Annotated in this window: 16 protein-coding genes; all 16 read right to left on the bottom strand. The window is 32.0% G+C overall.

The window, feature by feature from the left end; translation table 11 throughout:
• Positions 1–9: 9 nt before the first annotated feature.
• Entirely contained in the window at positions 10–768 is a 759-nt protein-coding gene (locus I597_RS10785) for a polysaccharide biosynthesis/export family protein (RefSeq protein WP_236626623.1), read from the bottom strand.
• A 45-nt stretch (positions 769–813) separates the two neighbouring features.
• Complete coding sequence (locus tag I597_RS10790) at positions 814–2,820, bottom strand: polysaccharide biosynthesis protein (RefSeq protein WP_052111670.1); 2,007 nt, start codon at positions 2,818–2,820, stop codon at positions 814–816.
• Positions 2,821–2,823: 3 nt separating this feature from the next.
• Positions 2,824–3,960, bottom strand: coding sequence for a DegT/DnrJ/EryC1/StrS family aminotransferase (locus I597_RS10795; RefSeq protein WP_052111668.1), 1,137 nt, complete (start codon positions 3,958–3,960; stop codon positions 2,824–2,826).
• A 5-nt stretch (positions 3,961–3,965) separates the two neighbouring features.
• Positions 3,966–4,928: an MraY family glycosyltransferase gene (locus tag I597_RS10800; RefSeq protein ID WP_035324743.1), complete on the bottom strand. Its 963-nt coding sequence runs from the start codon at positions 4,926–4,928 to the stop codon at positions 3,966–3,968.
• On the bottom strand, positions 4,925–5,860 hold the full coding sequence (locus tag I597_RS10805) for an NAD-dependent epimerase/dehydratase family protein (RefSeq protein WP_035324742.1): 936 nt from the start codon (positions 5,858–5,860) through the stop codon (positions 4,925–4,927). Before I597_RS10805 ends, I597_RS10800 begins: the two co-directional genes overlap by 4 nt.
• Positions 5,847–7,079 (bottom strand): glycosyltransferase family 4 protein, encoded by a 1,233-nt coding sequence (locus I597_RS10810; protein WP_035324741.1) that lies wholly within the window; start codon positions 7,077–7,079, stop codon positions 5,847–5,849. Before I597_RS10810 ends, I597_RS10805 begins: the two co-directional genes overlap by 14 nt.
• Entirely contained in the window at positions 7,072–8,202 is a 1,131-nt protein-coding gene (gene wecB, locus I597_RS10815; protein ID WP_035324740.1) for a non-hydrolyzing UDP-N-acetylglucosamine 2-epimerase, read from the bottom strand. Before wecB ends, I597_RS10810 begins: the two co-directional genes overlap by 8 nt.
• 12 nt (positions 8,203–8,214) lie before the next feature.
• On the bottom strand, positions 8,215–9,333 hold the full coding sequence (locus I597_RS10820) for a polysaccharide biosynthesis C-terminal domain-containing protein (protein WP_035324739.1): 1,119 nt from the start codon (positions 9,331–9,333) through the stop codon (positions 8,215–8,217).
• On the bottom strand, positions 9,330–9,764 hold the full coding sequence (locus tag I597_RS10825) for a hypothetical protein (RefSeq protein ID WP_035324738.1): 435 nt from the start codon (positions 9,762–9,764) through the stop codon (positions 9,330–9,332). Before I597_RS10825 ends, I597_RS10820 begins: the two co-directional genes overlap by 4 nt.
• Positions 9,765–9,766: 2 nt before the next feature.
• Positions 9,767–10,783: a polysaccharide biosynthesis protein gene (locus I597_RS10830; RefSeq protein WP_035324737.1), complete on the bottom strand. Its 1,017-nt coding sequence runs from the start codon at positions 10,781–10,783 to the stop codon at positions 9,767–9,769.
• A 76-nt stretch (positions 10,784–10,859) separates the two neighbouring features.
• Entirely contained in the window at positions 10,860–11,984 is a 1,125-nt protein-coding gene (locus I597_RS10835) for a glycosyltransferase family 4 protein (RefSeq protein ID WP_035324736.1), read from the bottom strand.
• On the bottom strand, positions 11,981–13,162 hold the full coding sequence (locus I597_RS10840) for a glycosyltransferase (protein WP_035324735.1): 1,182 nt from the start codon (positions 13,160–13,162) through the stop codon (positions 11,981–11,983). The genes I597_RS10835 and I597_RS10840 overlap by 4 nt, the downstream gene beginning before the upstream one ends.
• A 46-nt stretch (positions 13,163–13,208) precedes the next feature.
• Positions 13,209–14,672, bottom strand: a complete 1,464-nt coding sequence (locus tag I597_RS10845; RefSeq protein WP_035324734.1) for an oligosaccharide flippase family protein — start codon at positions 14,670–14,672, stop codon at positions 13,209–13,211.
• Position 14,673: 1 nt separating this feature from the next.
• Positions 14,674–15,669: an EpsG family protein gene (locus I597_RS10850; RefSeq protein WP_169816458.1), complete on the bottom strand. Its 996-nt coding sequence runs from the start codon at positions 15,667–15,669 to the stop codon at positions 14,674–14,676.
• 239 nt (positions 15,670–15,908) lie between these two features.
• Positions 15,909–17,318, bottom strand: a complete 1,410-nt coding sequence (locus I597_RS10855) for a UDP-glucose 6-dehydrogenase (RefSeq protein WP_035324732.1) — start codon at positions 17,316–17,318, stop codon at positions 15,909–15,911.
• A gap of 82 nt (positions 17,319–17,400) precedes the next feature.
• Positions 17,401–18,408 (bottom strand): NAD-dependent epimerase/dehydratase family protein, encoded by a 1,008-nt coding sequence (locus I597_RS10860; RefSeq protein WP_035324731.1) that lies wholly within the window; start codon positions 18,406–18,408, stop codon positions 17,401–17,403.
• Between the last annotated feature and the right edge of the window lie 2 nt (positions 18,409–18,410).

Below are 18,410 nucleotides of genomic sequence, written 5' to 3' on the forward strand. Positions count from 1 at the left end.
TATGTTGTATTATCGAGTAAGAATAGTAAGTACAGATATAATAATACCTGCAATTGAAATAAAAATAGTTGAATTACGGTTAAAAGCACCACTCTGAACTTGAGCTTTATTTGGTGATACAATTACCACATCATTCTGTTGCAAGTAATAAAATGGAGAATTAACCACATCAATGCTTGTGAAGTCAAGCTCTCCATAACTTTTTACTCCATTTTCTTCTCTTATGATTTTTACAGTTTTACGTTCACCAAATATGGTCATATCCCCTGCAAGACCTAATGCTTCGAGAACTGTTATCCTTTCGTTAGGAATTGTAAAAGTTCCTGCACGTTGTACTTCTCCTAAAACTGAAATAGAAAAATTTAGAATACGAATATCTACAACAGCCTCTTTTGCATATTTATTAACCTCACCTTTAAGCAAAGCTATAGCTTCTACCCTAGTTTTATTCGCTATTTGTAGCGTCCCAATAAAAGGAAATTCTATATTTCCATTAGAATCAACTAGGTACGTGCCAAGGCGTTCGTTTGTTGTTCTCAATGCATTTGATGCACCTGCCATTGGATTAAAGATAGCAACAGATTCTGGATCTTGAGATGAAACTGTAATAGATAACAAATCATCAGGTCTTATAATCGTATTGTAATTGGTGTTATCCGATTGATTATTTAAAGCTTCTATATCCTGAAAATATAAAACTTCCTTTTTTGAAATACACGAAGTACAAAGTAAACTGAGAAAAAGAAAAAGAGCAGTAATTCTACTCAAAAAATTGATTGACATATTAAATAATTTGACTGCAAAAATACTATACTATACTTCTTTAGACAATTGTTTTTCTGTCTTTGTCAAAGAAGTATCATTGTGAACTTCAATATCTAAAATTTCGTACTCAGAATTTTTACTTTTAAATTCAGGAACTAAAGATTTCAATTTTGATACACTTATAGCATTATTATTTTTTATCGCGGCCTTAACAATTTTATTTATCGTTGTACTTATGTCATCAAAATTACTAGTGGAATCTTGGCTAATCATAATTTTCTCGTGATGAGTTGGCAATGTCTTACTTTCATCACTTAACAATTCTTCATATAATTTTTCACCTGGCCTAAGCCCTGTTATTTTAATCTCAATATCTTCATTAACCGTATGGCCAGAGAGTTTTATCATTTTTTCGGCGAGATCCATTATTCTAACTGGCTCTCCCATATCGAAAATAAAGATTTCTCCTCCTTCACCCATTGTTCCAGCTTCCAAGACTAGTTGACAGGCTTCTGGAATAGTCATAAAGTAACGAATAATATCGGGGTGTGTAATTGTAACAGGTCCACCACTTTCTATTTGTTTTTTAAATAATGGAACAACAGAACCATTAGAGCCTAATACATTACCAAACCTAGTTGTGATAAATTTAGTGTACTTCTTTTTCCCTCTATCTTGTAAATCAAAAAATTTGGACTGTACATACATTTCGGCAGCTCTTTTTGTTGCTCCCATCACGTTAGTTGGGTTTACAGCCTTATCTGTACTCACCATCACAAAATGGCTTACTTTATGCTTAGCTGCAATGTCTGCAAGGTTTTTTGTGCCGTAAATATTTGTAAGTATAGCTTCAGAAGGGTTGTTCTCCATTAAAGGCACGTGCTTATATGCTGCAGCGTGATAAATAATATCTATCTTAAATGCATCAAAAAGAATTCTCAACCTATTCCTATTGGCAACATCACATATTACAAACTCAAAATCTATATCTGGAAAAGCTCCTTGTAATTCTAAACTAAGAGAATGTAAAGGTGTTTCTGCTTGGTCTAATACAATTAGTTTATTTGGATTATAAGAAGCAACTTGCCTTGCTATTTCACTACCTATAGAGCCAGCTCCTCCCGTTACTAAAATTGTCTTTCCTTGAAGTTTACTAGACTTTACACTATCATTAAGCTGTATAGGGTCTCTGTTTAATAAATCTTCAATCTGGAGACTTTTTAGCTGATCTGTTACCGTTGTTTTTTCACTCCAATTTATCACAAGCGGAGAGTTATACACTTTAATGTCGTACTCGAGACATTCTTTTACGATTGAAAACCGTTCTTCTGCACTCATTGAGTTTCCAGCAAAGACAATTGCCTCTGCTTTTAGTTTTTGCACTAAATTCTGGACGCTTTTATCAAGTTCCAATACTGGTTTATCAAGAATTCTTAAACTCTTATTCTGCCTTTTTGAAATAAACCCTTTGATTATAAAACGCTGTGGATGCTCAATATCTAGGGCAGCTGCAACAGATATTGCTCCATCATCTACACCAACAATAACTGCGTTAATTATCTCTGCATTGTTTTGAGCGATTTTAAAACGTTCATACAATTGTTTTACTGCAAGCCTAAAACTAAATAATGCTGTAAATGAAATAAATGAAAAAAGTATAAGCCCAGTGTTTATAAAAATCTTTAAACCATAGAGCTCTTGTAATACTAGATTAAGCACCATTAATAAACAAAATGTAGCTATAGTCGCAAACATAAGCTTCATTGCATCCATAAAAGATGAGTGTCTTATAAGACCTGCGTAGGTTTTAAAAACTAATAAAAAAATAAAACTAACTCCTATGGCTAGGCTCAACTGTTGACCTTTAGAAATTAACCCAAGAGGTTCAATATGAAGATCTAACAATAAAAAATAAGTAAGAAGTGCCGAAATTAAGATTAACAACGTATCTATAAATAAAACAGCCCATCTCGGTAAGTAGCGTACATTACGAATATCAATTTTATTTTCTTCTGAAAATAGTCTACCTATTGCCGCTTTTAATCTAGTAAACATTTATTACGAGCTTTTAAATAATTCAAAGATAACTTTTTGAATTCGTTCTCTATCGTCATTTGTTAAATTTGATCCTGACGGTAGACATAATCCATTTTGAAAAAGCTTACTCGACACTCCGTTCCCATAGAAATCAGCTTTCTCAAAAATGGGTTGCAGATGCATCGGTTTCCACACCGGCCTAGACTCAATATTAGCTTTCGCGAAAGCGTTATATAAATCCTCTTTATTAATACCTCCTGCTTTTGAAGAATTTATAAGTACCGTATTCAACCAGTAGTTAGAGCTATAATCATTATTAGGTTCCTTATGTAATGACACACCTTTAATATTCGTAAATAAAGAATTGTAAAAATTAAAATTAAGTGCTTTTTTATCTAAATTATCTTTCAGTCTATTAAACTGAATTATTCCTAATGCAGCATTTAAATGACTCATTCTATAATTATACCCAAGTGTTGTATGCTGGTAATAATTTAATTTCTCCTTAGCTTGGGTAGCTAAAAAGATTGCCTTTTCTTTTTCTTTTAAGGTATTTACCACAAGTGCCCCACCTCCTCCAGTAGTTACAATTTTATTTAAGTTGAACGAAAGTATACCATAATCACCTATAGTTGATAGTTTTCTATTACAATAAGTGCTACCCAATGCCTCTGCACTGTCTTCAATTACTTTTATATTTTTAGCTTTCGCGAAAGCTAAAATTGCCTCCATATTACTAGACAAACCATATAAACTAGTAACAATAATGGCTTTAGGTATCTTTCCTTTTTTGCAACATTCGAAATATGCTTCTTTTAAAAATTTCGGAGACATATTCCACGTATTTTTTTCGCTATCAACAAATACGGGTGTCGCACCTTGATATAAAATAGGATTTGCGCAAGCTACAAATGTCATTGACTGGCATAATACAAGATCTCCTTTTTGAACACCCGCAAGTATCAACGCCAAATGAATAGCAGATGTGCCAGAATTAAGAGCGACAACCTGCTTTTTAGTCTCTAGAAATGTTTGTACACAAGTCTCAAAGTCTAGTACAACTTTGTTTATATTTTCATACACATCACCTGATTGCATATTTGGAATAATAATACGATCCTCATAAACTGGAGGTGATAGATATATAGGCTTCTCCATAAAACTTAAACCGCTCTTGAATGTAAATTCAAAAAACGTCGTACTAATAAGAAGTAGCTAGCAGTAAGACTTATTAATACAATTAATACAATTAAAATTTGAATTGACATTGCTAGAGTATAAGTAGAATAAACTACTAAACAACATAATAACTGTATAAAACCATATATCAAAGAAGTTTCTATATGAGATAATTTATTAGAATCTACAATTATCTGATACAAGTGGTGTCTGTGGGCCTCAGATAATTTTTCTTTCATCTTAATTCTTCTTACAATAGTAAGTACGCTATCTACTCCATATACTGCAACTAACAATAGGCTCACTGGGGCTTTTGTAACGACATAAAATTTGTAAACAAGAAAAAATATAACTAAAGACAACGAAATGCTGCCTACATCTCCAGAGAAAAAAAGTGCCTTCTTTCTAAAATTATAAAATCCAAAAATCACTAATGAAAATAGTAAATATGCTAATAACTCTTCGTTCACAAAAATTATTTGAGTCGTATTAAAGAATAATAAAAAGCCTACAATAACAATAGAATAAATACCAGTTAAAGCATTGATGCCATCCATAAAATTATATGCATTTATAAAACCTACACCTATTATGAGCAACAAAATTAGAGATAAAACAGGTAAATTAAAACTTACTTGATAGATAGTCATAGCTGCCGCAATAAATTGAACGGGCAATCTCATAGATGGTGGAAGTGGTTTCAAATCATCGACAAAACTAACTAAAGCTATAATCGTTGTTCCTATAAATAAATAAGGATATAAAAATCCACTTGTAATAAAAAATATAAGTAAAGCGATGTAAAATATAATACCCCCTCCTCTAATTGTTATTTGAGTATGTGAACTTCTGTGGTTGGGTTTATCAATAATGTTAAATCTATCTGCTAGCTTATAATAACTAAAAGATAGTACTACCAATAAAATAAATACTATAATATATGTCATTGGGTCACTTTAAAAGATTTTATAGTAGCTGTTAACCCAGCTTTAGTATCAAAAGGTTTGTTAATTTTCAAAACAGTTTTTATTTTACTATTACTCACTTCGTAGGACTCTGTAAGTTTTTGTAATCGCTCTTTGTTAAAGGGAAGTTGTAATAATGTACCCATACCTGCAATAAATCTTAGAAAAGATTTATTTATTGCAAGTACTTTGGGTTTTTTACTAATGGCAAGAGCCATTACTCTTATTAAATCATTAGTCGAGATTGCATAGTCATCTGCCAAATTAAAAACGCCTGAATCTGGTAACCTTTTTAATAGTTCATCTATAACGTGCGTGATAGTATTAATCGACACAAAAGAACGCTTATTATCAAAGGCTCCTAATGGGTACGGTATACCTTTGGATACAACTCTATATAATAAATTTAAATTTCCTTTGTTACCAGGACCGTGGATCATACAAGGCCTGAGAATATACAATTTTTTATTTGAAGGTAAACTCTTGTTTAATAAATATTGTTCGGCTAATGCTTTTGATTTTCCGTAAACAGTTCCTGGTTCATATGGATGATTTTCAGTTAGAACGCCATTTACTTCATCTGCAACCGCTTTTACAGAACTAAAATATATAAACACCTTAGCATCAGACTCTAAAAATAAATCAAAAAGTTGTTTTGTAAGCTCTGTATTTACCTCATAATATTCTTCATCATTAGAGGTTTTTTTTAAATCGTGTGCTTTTCCTGCAAGGTGAATGAATGCATATGCACTATTAAAATCATTAACAGTAAGATTATTGTAATCTAAAGAAATACTATTTTCCCGCTTCCGCGAAAGCGGTGTAACATTCCAGTTTTCAGTCTTTAGAAAAGGTAATAGATTCTGACCTACAAAACCACTTGCTCCGGAAATAATAACATTATTCTGTTTCATATAGAATATTCTCTAAATTACTCATTGCGCAATCTAATTCAAAATTAGATTTAAAATAACTGTAGCCATTTTTACCCATTTCTGCCCTGACAGCTACATTAGATTTAGATAAAATCTTTAATTGTTTTATAAAATCTTTGGCATTACCAGCTTCGGCAGTATAGCCGCATTTGATATCATTTATAAGATCACTTCCTTCACCATTTAAAACACCTATTATAGGTTTACTCATACTTAAATATGACTGTACCTTTGCTGGGACAGTTTTATTAAATACCTCTTCATTTTTTAGAGAAACAAGTAATGCATCTGCTTGTTCGTAAAAACTTGCCATATACTTAGAATCAAACCTCCCAAAAACAAAAAGCACATCTTCTAAATCATCTTTTACTATACTCTCTTTAACAAAATTAAGCTTTCGTCCATCTCCTATTAATACTATTTTTATATTATCTTCTTCCGTAAGCAATTTACACCCTTCGATAATAGTATCCATATCCTGAGCTTCTCCAATGTTGCCAGCAAAAAGTAAGATAAAGCCTGATGGCATTTTTGGGATTTCCAAATTATTTTTATCAAGTGACAAATCCTTTGACCAATTTGGAAAGTACAACATCTTTGATATATCTTGACCTTGAGATATTATGGTTTTGCTAAAACTCTTTGAACTTATTAAAATTCGATCACTATGGTTGTAAATAAATTTCGTCAGATCATTGAAAAAACCAATGATTTTTTTATTCTTAATATTCCCTGCAGAAATTAAACTATCGGGCCACAAATCTAACACCCAAAATATTATAGGTGCTCTTGTCAGTTTTTTAATAACTATTGCAGGTAATCCTTGAGTTATAGGTGATGGTTCATGAACTATAATTTTATCATAATTATTGAAAATTGCCAGAAACATACCACGTATTGTCGCGAAAAAGGTCCAACTAAAATAATTCAAAGCAAGCCTAGGTCCAGATGAATTTCCTCTGGGACTTAAAACACTTCTTATAACCTTGACTCCATTAATAACCTCTTTCCTCTTTTTAAATAAAGAATAACCGCTATAATACTTACCCTCAGGATAATTCGGTATCCCAGTTAATACAGTAACGTCGTGACCTCTTTTAGACAACTCAAAAGCAATATCATTACTCTTAAAATTTTCAGGGTAGAAATATTGAGTTACTAATATGATCTTGAGTTTTTTCCTACCGAGCTTATTCACTCCAAACAACTCTTTTAATATAATCGGTATAACTCAAAATTATACGGACCACTTTCTCACTTACATTAGGCATACTATAATCTGAGACTTCTCTAAAATTTCGTTTGTTGAGATTTTGTCTCATAACTTGACTAAGACCTTGCATTATACGCACCGGAGATAGTCCTACCATCATCACAGAAGCTTCTTCCATTGCCTCTGGTCGCTCATGAGCTTGACGTATATTTAAAGCTCTGAAGTTTAAAATTGACGATTCTTCTGAAATAGTACCACTATCTGAGAGTACCGCATAACTATTCTTTTGGAGAGCGTTATAATCGTTAAAACCAAGAGGCTTTAAAAATTGAACATTTTCATGCATTTTAATTCGCTTTTTCTCTATCATATTACGAGTACGAGGATGGGTACTCATAATCACTGGAAAATCATACCTTTCGGCTACTTGATTGAGACTTTCCATAAGATTTTTGAAGTTTTGTTCGCTACTTATGTTTTCTTCTCTATGAGCGGAAACAACAAAGAACTTCTGATTTTCCAAACCGAGACGCTCAACTACATCAGATTTATTTATATCCTCTAAATAGTAATTTAGAACCTCGTACATAGGTGACCCTGTTTTAATAATTCGATCTGCTGGCAAACCTTCCTTCAAAAGGTATTCTCTAGCAATATCACTATAAGTTAGATTCACATCGGCAGTGTGATCAACAATCTTCCTATTAGTCTCTTCTGGAACTCGTTGATCAAAACATCTATTACCTGCTTCCATATGGAAAATAGGTATGTGGCGTTTTTTTGCAGGTATAGCACAAAGACAACTATTAGTATCTCCTAAGACAAGAAAAGCATCTGGCTGTAAATCCTCTAAAACTTGATCAATTTTGATCATTATATTTCCTACTGTCTCAGCGGCATTCTTTCCAGCTGCTTCTAGGAAGTAGTCGGGCTTTCTTAAACCTAAATCATCAAAGAAAATTTGATTTAGCTCATAATCATAATTTTGACCCGTATGAACTAGAGTATGTTCAATAGCCTCAGAATGGTCTAACGCTTGTAGTACCCGTGATAATCTTATTATTTCTGGTCTAGTGCCTACAACGGTGGTTACTTTTAATTTTTTCATTATAATATGTTTTTATACCTCTACAAAGAAAGTATCTGCATCTGTTGGGTTGTAAAATTCATTAATCCAGAAAATAGTATAAAGTTCCTCATTTCCCGTATTTTTTATGTTATGAGTGTACCATATTGGTATATCCACATATGATGGTTGATCACCTGAAATATCGAAAGTTAAAACCTCAGTATTATCTATTTTCCGCATTTCTATGCGCGCTTCACCTTTTATAACAGAAAAACGCTCAATTTTCCGTGTATGGTAATGATTACCTCTGGTAATATTTGGTACCGTTGTAGAGAATGAAACTTGCCCACCTTGCTGTAACCTTATAAGTTCGACAAACGAACCTCGCTCATCTGAATGCTCAGTATATAACCTTGGGAAATAGCTTTCGTGATTAATAAAAGATCTGTATGTATTAAATAAATTAAGTTCAAAAGGTGTGGGTAAATTTGGAATTACGCCATTATCAAAATATAAATCTTTATAATTTTCAAGCAACCTAAGCGTCTCTTTAACAGTTATTTTAATATCACTATCCACCTCTATCTCTAAATGATCAGTGCCATCTCCTATAGGTCTAAGCATTTCTTTAACAAGATTGTGCACATATATAAGACTAACTTCAGAATCATTTTCAACAGTAGGAGAACCTCCAGTCGTAAGTAAATGGCAAAAAGTTGCTATAAATGAGTTGTAAAATGGTTTGCCAAATGCTCCAAAAACGTTAGGAATAACAAAACTAACAACACGAGCATCGTGTTCAATACCCCATTTTTGCAATAACTGTTGTCCTACTTTTTTAGATTTCCCATAAAGATTATCTTGATCTTTTTGAGTTGAAGATGAAAAATAAATACTTGGAATACTTCCTGTACGCTCTAGAGCACTTATTAAAGTCTTTACTAAAGTAATATTTGAATTATATATTATTTGCTGATCCTCATGTCTATTCATTGCAGCCAGATGATAAATAACATCACAAGATGACACAAAAGCATCTAGTTTTGAAGTATCTTCAAAATAGTCTCTTTCAAATTGAACTATAGAATATTTTTCTGGTTCTAGGTTTATAGTGTTTACAAGGTGCCTTCCTAAAAAGCCCTTATTACCGGTTACTCCTATTTTTATCATTTACATATTTCTTTTTGAATGTCAAAATAATCTATTTCAAACCTATGCTCATCATTTAAAGCTCCAAGCATATAGTTTGAAAAAACCCCTAGGGAATGCTCATCTGTTTGTGCTTGTATACATGAAACATAACCAGGAGGAACATAAAGCACTTGAGGCTCAAGTTCCGATATTTCAAAAACCTGACAATCTACAGGTTTTCCTTTCTCATAATTTTCAAAAGCAATCAAACTAATCTTCAATCTCCCTTTAAGTGCTTGAAACCATCTACTTTCAATTTTGTGTCCCTGCCACCCTCTTTGAAAAGAAGTATTACAATTTGAAATTTGATAAAAACGTCTTATATCTTTCAAATCAAAATCATTAACAAAGATGATTTTTCCACGGACATCTTCCGCTTTCCCTCCATTTATAAGAGCAGGTTGTTTCATTATTATTGCTTTCGTGAAACCGCCTCCTCTATAATAGAGAGTTTTTCAATAAGTAATTTCATTCCTGCAGCATCTAACTGCTCAGTGTTATGAGAGTGATAATCATCTACTGTAGAAATATCTTCTTCTCCTTCAGAGAAAAATTGTGCATAGTTAAGATCCCTATTGTCTGCTGGGATTCTAAAGAAGTCACCCATATCCTCTGCTTTTAACATCTCTTCCCTAGTACATAGAGTTTCATATAATTTTTCTCCATGTCTTGTGCCTATAACTTTAACTGGATTATCTGCCTTAAAAATATCCTTCATAGCCGTTACTAGGTCTCCTATAGTTCCTGCAGGGGCTTTATTTACGAACAAATCACCTGATTCTCCTTGTTCAAACGCAAAGAGAACTAACTCCACAGCATCATCAAGAGACATCAAAAATCGTGTCATATTTGGATCTGTAACAGTAATATTCTCTCCAGCTTCAATTTGATCTATAAATAGAGGTATTACAGAGCCACGACTTGCCATAACGTTTCCATATCTTGTCAAACACACAGTAGTATTTGTTAAGTTACGAGAAGCAGCTATCGCAACTTTTTCCATTAATGCTTTAGAAATACCCATTGCATTAATAGGATAAGCCGCTTTATCTGTACTTAAACAAATAACTTTATTAACGCCACATGTTTCTGCTGCATCAATTACATTTTGGGTGCCAATTACATTAGTTTTTGTTGCCTCCATAGGAAAAAACTCGCAAGAAGGAACTTGTTTTAAAGCTGCAGCGTGAAAAACATAATCAACGTCTCTCATCGCTTTTAATATACTATCAGCGTTCCTAACATCACCTATATAGAACTTTAACTTAGGATTATTAAAAGCTTTACGCATATCATGTTGCTTCTTTTCATCTCTCGAAAAAATTCTAATTTCTTTGAAATGATCAGTGTGTAAGAACTTTTTCAAGACAGCGGTACCAAAAGAACCTGTACCTCCAGTAATCAACAATATTTTATTTGAGAAATTCACAGAATAATATTTTAAATTTTATTAAACAAAAAAACGCATCTTTTCTTGAATTGCCTAATATTTAAGCAAAACTATATTAACACAAATCGATAAGGTGATTGAACGTTTTTAGAGAACAACTTTCCCAGTCATATTTTTGCGATAGCGACTTAGACATATTAGCCTTTTCTAATAAAGCGGAGGAATCGTTTAAAGACGTTCTAATAACTTCCTTAATTGAACTAATATCTAATGGATTAAAATACAAAGCAGAATTCTCCAGAAATTCTGGCATAGGCATTTTATCACTTGATAGTATAGGTAAACCAGATGACATAGCCTCAATTAGTATATTAGGCATATTCTCACAAGTAGAACCATATATAAACGCATCTGACCGCTCATACTCCACACTTAACTTATCATGCGGCAGTGATTCTTTAAATTGAATCAATTCATTTTTTAGTAAGGGTTCTAATTCTTTAAAACCTCCTGCTTTGGGACCTATCAAAGTAAGACTTATTGGTAAATTAAATTCTTTAGACAATTCTATCACGGCTTTAGCTATATTTGCTTGATGTTTATATACATCAATTATAGATACATATAAAAATTTAAATGGATTTTTAGAATTGCAATCCTCAATGCTTCTCACCTTTTTAACTGGTCTGGAAAAAACCTCGCTAACACCATGATTAATAATCACCGAATTTTCCCCAAATAATTTATATTTTTTGGCAAGATACGTTTTTGCATAATTTGAAATGAAAATCACCGATTTTGCATTTTTAATAGAACGGGTCTGTAAGATTCTCAAAATTTTAAAGCGAAAAAAGTTTAAACCAAAACCAAATCGATTCGACTCCTCTTTCTCAAAAACAAGCATATTTCGACACATAGTAACGTAAGGAATACTTTTACTAAAGAAAGCCCCACCTGGATTAAATACTAAATCAAAATCTCCATCATTCAACAATTTCTTAAAAAATTTAAAAAGCCACCATCTTCTTTTTAACAAACTATTGGAGCAAGACACCATTACTACTTTATCATAGACTGCACTATCTCTGATCTTATGCAGAACATCTTGAACACCTAATATTGTTATTCTTTTATATCCTAAAACTATTAACTCTTCATCGCTAATTATGTTTAATATGCTAACTAGATGGGTTACGCCTCCACCACGGATAATATTTGAGGCATCTATTAATAATTTCATTGAATCAAAATTTTATCTAAAAAAACTTTTACTGCATTAAGGTATTTCTTTTGAGAAAAATCCAAACTAGATTTTAAAGCTTGTTGTTTCATTTGGAAAAGTTGTTCATCTGAGATATTCCTGATAAACTCTAACGATTCTACGATTTTCAATTTATCTAGTGAATCGATAATTACCCCATTGTAATCATTTAAAATAATTTCTCTAGTCTCCCCATTATCACTAATTAAAACAGGAATACCCATTGACAGACTTTCTATTAATTTAGTTGAAAAACCAGCTTTTGCAAAACGCTTATTCTCTCTTAAAATGACGCTAAAGTCAGATTTAGCATAAAAGTTAAGCACCTCACTATGGGGCATCTTACCATGAAACAATACATTTTCAGAAATTGAAATATTGGGACTATATTTTAAGAAATCTTCTTTACTAACTCCTATAATATTAATACAAAAAGATTTTTTGAACCGAGTTTCAGATAAAATATTAATTAAAATTTCTAACTCATCCTTCTTGCCTGGATTCCCTGCATATAACAATTTTTTTAAAGAATGATTAGGCGTGCTCAATAATTGATTTTTAACTTCTGTTAATGCAATACTATTCCCTTTCAATAATAATGGTGGGATTCTTAATACATTCATATTATATTTTCTGTACCAATCCTGAAGAAAAGTACTTATTACGATAACATTTTTGAGGTAAGGATAACCGAATTTCATTTTAAGAAAATTATCAATTGCAACTGGACCAAAACGTCCGCCTGGCAGATGACTACTTTCGTACCACTCTGTACAATCCCCAATAATGGGTATAGAATATTTACGAACTTCTCTACTGAGTTTTACTTGCTCTATAAATGTAGAATTGTATAAAATAATAGCTTTAATATTTGTATTCTTGAACAAAATATTTTTTACAAATAAAGATCTTTTATTTCCTCTCTTAAAAAAACCCGTTACTTTTTTAAAACCTTTATAATCATTATCAAGCTCAGCTAGTGAATGGTATTCAAATCCATCAAAATAATTAGTAGATAAATTACACACCTGCTCTCCTCCTGCAAAAATAACTTTGTAACCTAAGTCCCTCAACATCTGTCCTAAACCGAGTACCCTTTTTGCCGCAGCATCACCTTCAGGAAATCTAAAAGCTCCGGTAATTATTATAGTTTTCATATTGTTATTAATACTAATTTAAGAAAGTCGAGTTTGAATATTTAAATTAAGATAATTTATTCCATTTTTGAAAAACAGCTAAATGCTTTATTATCTCAAAAATTTTAATTAGCATTACATCCTTATTAAAATAAAGTACAACTCCAAAAAATAATACAATCGACAATCCATTAAATACTAGCGATATATAACTATTCTCCCATTGCACAAAGTACAACATGTAAAGTGGGATAGAGTATAAAAAGTACGATACTGCTACTTTACTGAAAACAGTAATATTAAATTTTTTGTAGACTATCATAAAAAGAACTAATAGACACAACGCGATTACTATTAGTGTTGAAAATAATATTTGAATTGAAGATAATGCTTCGAAAAAAAAATATTTAAATAAAAGATTCAGTATTCCCGCAATTAAAATTATAACAAAATATAGACTTTCCTTTCTAAGAACTAGAAATACATTGGTTTTCAATGATTCCATAAATATATATAGAATTATATAAGAACAAAAAATAGTGAATAATACTATACCGTCTTGATAAGATTCTCCTCCTAATATTAAAAGTATTTCTGCTGAAGAGATAACTATAAAGCAACAAAATGGGAACAGTAATAAGCAAATGAATTCAAAAGTTTTTTTAAGTCCAACATGATAGGCTTCGGGACTATCTTTCAGGTACATTGTTAATTTAGGTGTTACTACCATAATAAAAGAAAATATTACCGAAGCACACAAAAGTACAACTCGCTCACCTAACACATATATTATAATATCAAAATAATTTTTTTTCTCACCTAAAATTAATTTGTCTAGTTGAAAGTAAAGCAAAGTCCAATTAATCATAAAAAAAATTATAATCATTCTCTTTAAATGACCAAAATTTAGGCGCTTTATCCTAGTAAAACTAACGTATTTAAAAACATTCACAAAAGATATCAAATTGTTAAGTAAAATGAATCCACAAATACTTAACAAGTATAATTCGTCTGCAGATTCACCATTTATAAATATGAAAGTAAAAATGATAATTAAAAATCTAAGTACTAAGGTTTTAATACTAATAAACTTAAACTTTTCTAACCCTTCAAAGACCCATTCAACGTTGAAAAATGTACCAAAAATCTGAATCCCAGCGATAGTGTAATAAACTGGATTAATCTCTTGAAATCCAATATAATTAGCATAGACAATAAAGGAAATTAACGCCAAAAGATTAATAATTGTTCTAACAAAGAAAAGGTGTGTGAAAAAGTTATTTAATTTAGCCCTATTTTGTCTTAAGTGACAGACCTCTCTAAATCCGTAGATATATGTGCCTAAATCCCCCACAACATAGAAATAAGTCATTACTGTAAGAGCCAATTGTAAACGCCCCATATCCTCCGGAATTACTTGCCTATAAACATAGGGTATAATTAAAATGGGGGCTGCTATTTTTGAAATATTCAAAAGAAGACTAAACAAAAAATTTGAGGCAAGGGAGGGACTTTTTGTAGTTTGATCCATATTAATAAGTAATAAATTTTATACTATCCTCAAAGATGGTTTGGTAATCTAAAATAGCATTACCCTGAGATAAGTTTGTATGAATATAGTTATAACCATAAAGTGTAATAAGAATTAATAAAGGAATCCTCAATTTTCTATACTGACTAGTCAACAATAAGGCCATTAGTGTTACGTACATAACTTTAAAATAGTAACCTAAGCGCAGAAATATTGCCAAATCATTGAACGACAATGATATGAAAATCGAAACTGAACATAAAATCAAAATAAATTCAGACATCTTGTTATTCTTATACCAAAAATTAAAAACTAAAAACACCACAATGTCCGCAAGTATACCAAGCGATAAACCATAACTCGATGAGAAAACTCCGCCTTGATACACACTAGCGTATCTAGCAGTAATAGAAATACTACCTAGGATATTAAAAACAACCGGTTTCACTAATGGTATAGTAATAAATAATAAAATAGATATAATAAATATAATCATTCTACGTCTTTGAGTAGATAACCCATAAACGTAAAGAGGATAAAGAAGTAGTACTACTAAGGATGAGCTATGAAATCCAGATGCAATTAAACACCAAATAATAAATTTTTTTTTATTTCCTTCAAATAAAAATTTAAAAGCAAAAAAGATTATAGCTACCGATATCCCTTGCCGAATTAAATGTATATTAAGAATTACAAAATGAACTGAAAAAAAAATAAAAAGAGCCGTGAAATATCTACTCGAGCTGAAATAATTAATACCTTTATGAATGAACACCAAACTTAAAATAGAAGTCAAAATAATAACGTATTGAAAGCTTGGCGATATCGAGTAAATTAAAATAAAGAAAGGCTCAAAATAGGATTCTAATCCATATACTTTAAAATCCTCAAATTGATTGTAATACTCAGCATAATCATTTCCTACCTCATATCTTATACTTAAAAAAATGATTAAAACTGATATTGTTAAATTTTTAAACCATTCTATTTTTGACAAATACTTATCAAAGCACATTAATAAGAAAAGTGACCAAAATATAGCATAATATATATCCACAAAGCTATTTTAAATGATGAGTTAATGATATTGACAACATATTATAATTTTCCAATCCAAAAATTAAGTAGTTGATGAGTCAATATTTATAAAAGAATAAAATTAGGACTAACTTATCTATTTTAAAATTGATAATTCTCAATAACTTATATAATACTCACAGAATTAATGTTGTTTGATTAAATGTTTTTACTATAAGCTAATCCTATTGTATACATTTCAAAACCAATATTTTCCATTTCAGATGGCACAAATATAGCCCTTCCATCAAAAATAAACGCAGGCTTTTGCATCTGATTATAAATTTGTTTCCAGTCATAATTAACAAACTCATCCCACTCGGTCATAATTGCAATGGCGTGCGCATTATCACAGGCTTCCATAGGGTTATTAACCACTGTAACCAAAGCTCTATTTTCAGCTTCAGAACGCGTGTTTAAATAATCGAGATCTGCTAGAATTTGTTCTTGAGAAACCTTTGGGTCATATATAACTATCTCTGCTTGTTCACTTAGCAAATAATCTGCCACATAAATGGCTGCTGATTCTCGCGTATCATTAGTATCCTTTTTAAATGCCCAACCTAATAATGTAATCTTCTTACCAGAAACCGTGTTAAACAGCGTCTTTACAATCTTTTCTGCAAATCGTCTTTTTTGGTGATCATTCATAATAATAACCTGCTCCCAATAATCTGCCACCTCATTAAGTCCATATGATTTTGCGATATAAACGAGGTTTAAGATATCTTTTTGAAAACAAGATCCGCCAAAACCAACGGAAGCCTTTAAAAACTTTGGGCCTATCCTTGAGTCTGTACCAATTGCTCTGGCAACTTCTTGAACATCTGCTCCAGTAACTTCACAAAGCTCAGACATCGCGTTAATAGAAGAAACACGTTGCGCAAGAAAGGCGTTTGCTGTGAGTTTAGACAGCTCTGAAGACCAAACACTCGTTCTTAAGATGCGCTCTTCTGGAATCCAATTTGAATAAATGTTTGCAAGAGCTTCGGTGGCCTTTTGACCACCAAGAGTATTTTCTCCCCCTATAAGTACACGATCTGCATTAAGTAAATCTTGGACAGCAGTACCCTCGGCTAGAAACTCTGGGTTTGATAAAATATCAAAGCGTACACCTTTACCCGTATTGTGAAGTATATTCTGTAATGCTTCGGCAGTACGCACAGGTAGCGTAGATTTTTCTACTACAATTTTATCTGTAGTCGCTACTCTGGCAATCTGGCGAGCACATAATTCTATATACTTTAGATCTGCTGCCATCCCTTTACCTACTCCATACGTTTTTGTAGGTGTGTTTACAGATATAAAAATAAGCTCTGCTTCATCTATCGCCTTATCTACTTCTGTAGAAAAAAATAGATTTCTTCCTCTAGCTTCTTGAACAACTTCAGCTAGGCCTGGTTCATAAATGGGTAGGTTACTTACATCTTCATCATTCCAAGCGGCGATGCGCTTCTCATTAAGATCAACTACGGTAACTTTTATATCTGGACATTTTAAGGCAATTACAGACATTGTAGGTCCTCCTACATAGCCTGCTCCAATGCAACAAATGTTTTTTATGCTCATATTTTCCAAATTATTGGCAAATCGCAAATATAGCAATTTGCATACTAATGACAGGGAAATCTTACGCTTTCGCAAAAGCGTACTAATCCTTATAATAACTTTTATACCACTTTACAAAGGCCGCTATCCCATCTTCTACACTTACAGATGGTTTATAATTATAATGTTTACACATAGCCTCTACACTTGCCCAAGTCTGGTTTACATCACCATCTTGCATAGGAAGCATTTCTTTTTTTGCTTTTTTAGCAAGTGCTACCTCTATGGCTTCTATAAAGTCTAATAGCTTTACAGGCTTGCTATTACCTATGTTTAAAATCGCATTTCCTGGTTGTACTTCATTTTGTATTACAGCCGTAACACCAGCAATAATATCTGAAATGAAAGTAAAATCACGTGAAAGATTACCCTCATTAAAAACCTTAATAGGTTTATTATTTATTATCGCATCTGTAAATAAAAACATCGCCATATCTGGTCTTCCCCAAGGACCGTATACTGTAAAAAAACGTAAACCAACAGCATTTACACCGAATAGATGTGCATAGGTATGCGCCATTAATTCATTAGATTTTTTTGTAGCGGCATAGATACTTATGGGCTCGTCTACAGACTGTTTTTCTGTAAATGGAACATCTATACTATTACCGTATACACTAGAACTACTGGCATAAACAAGTTTTTTTATATCGTTATTACGACAGCATTCTAATACATTTAAAAAGCCTACAACATTAGTATCTATATACACCTCTGGGTTTTCTATAGAATATCTCACACCCGCTTGAGCAGCAAGATTACATACGAGGTCGAAAGACTCTTTTTTAAAAAGCTCAGGCAACGCTTCCCTATCCTCAAGATTCATACGTACAAATTGCAGTGCTTTATGCTTTGTGCTTGCCACTCGCAAATTCCATACTGATGCTTCTGCTTTTGCTATACCTAATTGTGATAATCTATCATACTTGAGATTAGGGTCGTAATAATCGTTAATATTATCAAGAGCCACTACAGTATGTCCCTCCTTGAGCAATTGCTCACAAAGATGATACCCAATAAAACCAGCGCCACCAGTAACAAGAATTTTCATAA

This window comes from Dokdonia donghaensis DSW-1 (genome assembly GCF_001653755.1).
Classification (GTDB): Bacteria; Bacteroidota; Bacteroidia; order Flavobacteriales; family Flavobacteriaceae; genus Dokdonia; species Dokdonia donghaensis.

Excerpts from the sequence above, each read along its gene's own strand:
- I597_RS10845 (WP_035324734.1), bottom strand. The coding sequence starts at position 14,672 with ATGGATCAAACTACAAAAAGTCCCTCCCTTGCCTCAAATTTTTTGTTT.
- I597_RS10835 (WP_035324736.1), bottom strand. The coding sequence starts at position 11,984 with ATGAAATTATTAATAGATGCCTCAAATATTATCCGTGGTGGAGGCGTA.
- I597_RS10855 (WP_035324732.1), bottom strand. The coding sequence starts at position 17,318 with ATGAGCATAAAAAACATTTGTTGCATTGGAGCAGGCTATGTAGGAGGA.
- I597_RS10800 (WP_035324743.1), bottom strand. The coding sequence starts at position 4,928 with ATGACATATATTATAGTATTTATTTTATTGGTAGTACTATCTTTTAGT.
- I597_RS10795 (WP_052111668.1), bottom strand. The coding sequence starts at position 3,960 with ATGGAGAAGCCTATATATCTATCACCTCCAGTTTATGAGGATCGTATT.
- I597_RS10825 (WP_035324738.1), bottom strand. The coding sequence starts at position 9,764 with ATGAAACAACCTGCTCTTATAAATGGAGGGAAAGCGGAAGATGTCCGT.
- I597_RS10805 (WP_035324742.1), bottom strand. The coding sequence starts at position 5,860 with ATGAAACAGAATAATGTTATTATTTCCGGAGCAAGTGGTTTTGTAGGT.
- I597_RS10820 (WP_035324739.1), bottom strand. The coding sequence starts at position 9,333 with ATGATAAAAATAGGAGTAACCGGTAATAAGGGCTTTTTAGGAAGGCAC.
- I597_RS10840 (WP_035324735.1), bottom strand. The coding sequence starts at position 13,162 with ATGAAAACTATAATAATTACCGGAGCTTTTAGATTTCCTGAAGGTGAT.
- I597_RS10790 (WP_052111670.1), bottom strand. The coding sequence starts at position 2,820 with ATGTTTACTAGATTAAAAGCGGCAATAGGTAGACTATTTTCAGAAGAA.
- I597_RS10860 (WP_035324731.1), bottom strand. The coding sequence starts at position 18,408 with ATGAAAATTCTTGTTACTGGTGGCGCTGGTTTTATTGGGTATCATCTT.
- wecB (WP_035324740.1), bottom strand. The coding sequence starts at position 8,202 with ATGAAAAAATTAAAAGTAACCACCGTTGTAGGCACTAGACCAGAAATA.